The sequence below is a fragment of the Vibrio genomosp. F10 str. 9ZD137 genome (assembly GCF_049974785.1).
In the GTDB taxonomy this organism is placed as follows: Bacteria; Pseudomonadota; Gammaproteobacteria; order Enterobacterales; family Vibrionaceae; genus Vibrio.
This window is the reverse complement of record NZ_JBNGCJ010000346.1, coordinates 1-3,883: the sequence shown is the minus strand read 5'-3', so window position 1 is coordinate 3,883 and position 3,883 is coordinate 1. Positions and strand designations below refer to the sequence as shown.

The window sequence follows — 3,883 nt, the reverse complement described above, 5'->3', positions numbered from 1 at the left end:
ACTTGATGGACGAAATGGAAAAATCAGCCAGAACCAACACCTAAACCTTGGCTTTACCCATTGACGAATGCGCAAGTGAAAAAACAAATAAAGGAGCAATGCAAACTGTAAAACCCTTTTCTAAATCCAATACACTTTGACGATTTGATTCGGAAAAACACCAACAAAGCGTACTCGCTAAACTTCAAATAATCCTAATTTAGAAAGCACCTTATAACGCTTTTTAGACGGAAAAAATCGTGTTTAGCTCTCACGCTACCGCCTTCTATTTTTTAGAATAGTTTCATGTTAAAACATTTAAGCATGTAAATCAGTGCACTAGGCATTATTAAACTAATCACCTATCACAAAAAGCGGAATTTTTCCGCATAACTTACTTTTTGTTCACTATGGTCAATGCATGTATAAAAACACAGTGCAAAGAACTAGTATGAAATCACCATTTTTGACTTATATAAAGGAATACATGGGCGCTCGCCATTACGCAAGGAAGACCATTGAAGCTTATCTATATTGGATTTGCCAATTCATTTATTTTCACCACAAAGCGCACCCTAAAGATCTTGGTGTAAAGGAAGTCGAAGATTTTTTATCCGATCTCGTGATATCTAGAAATTTAGCGGCTCAATCTCAGTGTCAGGCACTAAATGCATTAGTGTTTTTATACAAACACATTATTGCTGAACCTATCGAAGTAGATATGCGATTTCGAAAGTCGTCGAGAGGTAAAAAATTACCAACCGTCCTGACGGTTAAAGAAGTGGGTGCACTTCTTACTCATGTAAACGTGCATCATTTATTGCCAGTACAACTTATGTATGGCTCTGGGCTGCGCCTTATGGAATGCTTACGTTTGAGGTACCAAGATATTGATTTTGAGTATTGCGCGATCAGAATATGGCGAAGTAAAGGGAATAAAAACCGAGTGGTCACGCTAGCCAAAGAGCTCATCCCGCCAATTCGACACCAACAAAAGCAGGTGAAAATAATTTGGCAGCAGGATCGAAAGCAAGATGACTTTTCAGGTGTATGGCTTCCAGACGCACTGGCCAAGAAATACCCTAACGCAAATAAGGAGCTGAATTGGCAATATCTGTTTCCTTCTGCAAGGCAGTCGATGGACCCTAACTCTCAGTCTTATCGTCGCCACCATATTAACGAGTCGAGCGTGCAAAAAGCGGTAAAGCATGCGAGTAGAAAGGCTAAAATCGGTAAAAATGTCTCTTGCCATACGTTAAGGCACTCCTTCGCAACCCATCTCTTAGAAAGTGGTGCAGACATTAGAACGGTACAAGAGCAACTGGGGCACACAGACGTCAAAACTACGCAAATTTACACGCATGTGATCGATAGAGGAGCAAGCGGAGTAAAAAGCCCGCTCTCAAATCTAATGTAGCCATCCAGTACATAAAGTTAGACCTGACATTACAGGGAAGATATTCCACTTTCTCAAGAGTGCTGTCGATAACTGTCCACTAACAGCACCAAAATAGCAAGGCGTTCAACAACCTTATATGGACAGCATCTAACACATATAGGGCTACTTATCTTGTGAATGTAATGATTCCGAAAACTGTACCTGGCATCGAAGTCCAGCGGAAAGGTCACCCTTTTTATTATCCAGTGCAATGGTTATCGCAAAGGTATTGCTGGCAGCATCAATGATCGGGTCAATAATCTTCACTTTTCCTACATGCTCTTGCTGTGAACCTAATGTAACCAAACTTACGGATTCGTTCTTTGTAACGGTTCCATAAAGTTCAGCGGGTAAAATCACTTCAGCATGAATAGGGTTAAGTGTCACTAAACGAAGAAAGGGCGTTTCATCAACAAACTCACCAGGATCTTTTATTCGTTCTACAACCACCCCTGAAATGGGGCTTCGCGTTTCTCGTAGCTCAAGTCGAACCCGTGCTTCTTTGAGCTGATAGGCGGCCAATTTTTGCTCAGTCAGCATCTCATCCTGTTCGTTTTCTGAGATCAAATTCTTTTTGAAAAGATCCGCATTACGCTGAACCTTTCGATTGGCAAACTCTAGGCGTGCAAGAACAGTATTCATTGCAGCGGTTTCAAGTGAAGAACGTAACGTCATCACCACCTCACCTTCTTTAACCTTATCCCCTCTTTGCACTCGAATGTCTTTAATCACCCCTTGCACTTCACTGCTCAGTTCCACTTCTGAACTTGGTTCAAGTAAACAACTTAATGGAGCGACGCTCATCGTTTGGGGGAAATCATCGGCAAAGCTGTCCTTCGTCGTTCCCATCGCGGCGATACACAGGAGAGGCAAAGTCCATTTTTTATGTTGCTCTTTCATCTCAATTATACCTTCTGATCGGAGAAAGACAGCGTTTCTTGCTGCTGTTCGTCTTGTTTCAATAACTCTTTGCGAAGTCGCTCATGCTGGCATTCTATTCGACGTTGACAACGGCGTACACCTTTTAACAATAACATGTTTTTCAAACTGTTAGGAATAGGAGCATTGAAAATCTGATTCAGTACTTTTACCCAACCGTCACTTAGCACACTGTCTTGCAACGATAAGATAAGCTCATAACTGCCTTTATCACCCTGCCGAGCACTTCGACCTTCCAGCTGTCGATCAACCCGCGAAGAATCATGCAACCCAGTAATGATCACATGCAAACCGCCTTGTTGTTCCGCTTCTTGCGCTAACTTAATATCGGTCCCCCTCCCGGCCATACTGGTAGCAATAGTGACCTTATTCACCCCTCCAGCAAGGCTGACGATATCGGCTTCTTGCTTATCCTGTCTTGCGTTTAAGACTTGGTGGTCTACCGCGAACGAAGTCAATTTTTGGCTTAACGTTTCAGAGGCTTTTAACGACTGAGTACCGATCAATATCGGACGACTACTCACCGCTTTAAATTTCTTAATTTGCTCTACGACCGCAATCCATTTCTCCTCTTCAGTTCGGTAGACCGTCTGACCAAGAAGAACGCGTTGCGAACGTTTGTTTGTGGGAACGTTTACCACTGGTAAGCCATAGATACGCCAAAATTCAGCTTTGACTTCATCGGCGGTTCCTGTCATCCCAGCGAGGTGGTGGTAATAACGGAAAAAATTCTGAAAACTGATACTGGCTAATGTCTCTCGCGGATTACTGATTTCACACCCTTCTTTTATTTCAATCAACTGATGAAGGCCACGTTCCCATGTTCTGTCTGGCATTCTACGACCAGTATGTTCATCAATAATAATGACTTTGCCATCTTCAACCAGGTAGTGTTTGTCATATTCAAATAGGTAATGCGCCGTTAATGCCTGTTTAATCAGTTCCAAACGCCTAACTCGGCCGCGCCAAAGCGCACCAAATTCGACGGTAATTTCAAGGATCTTTTCCTCTCCAGAGGGCGTAATATCGATGAGTCTTTGCTGCTTTTTAGTCTTGTAGTCTTCACCTTCGGAGAGCTGAGATACCAGTGAGTATGCTTGTAAGTACATCTCTTCCAATCCACTATGTCCGGCTTCTTCACCTGAAATAATGAGGGGTGTTGTAGCTTCATCCATGCACACACCATCCGCCTCATCGACAACAGCAAAGTGAAGACCGCGAAGCATAAGTTTGCCAAGTTTTTCACTTCGCATAGAAGGTAACACTCTCAGCGCGTGTAACTGCAAAGCATCACAGCTTCCTGCTAGTTGAATGCGATCTTTTAAATAGTCAAAAGCCAGCTCGTTGTTCGTGCAGTAAACAATGTCTTTGCTGTATTGCTGTTGACGTTCGTCCAACATCAGGCCTTGAATCACGATACCGACGGACAAGCCGAGTCGATGATAAACAGGCATCATCGTTTCTGCGTCACGCTCGGTAAGGTAATCATTGACCGTAACAACGTGAGTGGGAATACCCGATAACGCT

General features: G+C 43.1%; 3 protein-coding genes. 1 reads left to right on the top strand and 2 read right to left on the bottom strand.

The genetic code is table 11. The annotated features are described in order from the left end of the window. Positions 1–430: 430 nt before the first annotated feature. On the top strand, positions 431–1,396 hold the full coding sequence (locus tag ACP45E_RS07430) for an integron integrase (protein WP_017037653.1): 966 nt from the start codon (positions 431–433) through the stop codon (positions 1,394–1,396). Positions 1,397–1,540: 144 nt separating this feature from the next. On the opposite strand, the gene ACP45E_RS07425 is transcribed toward ACP45E_RS07430, so the two are convergent. After that, positions 1,541–2,317 (bottom strand): efflux RND transporter periplasmic adaptor subunit, encoded by a 777-nt coding sequence (locus ACP45E_RS07425; RefSeq protein WP_017037652.1) that lies wholly within the window; start codon positions 2,315–2,317, stop codon positions 1,541–1,543. A 5-nt stretch (positions 2,318–2,322) separates the two neighbouring features. Further along, the coding region (locus ACP45E_RS07420) for a hypothetical protein (protein WP_017037651.1) at positions 2,323–3,883 on the bottom strand (1,561 nt) is incomplete at its 5' end.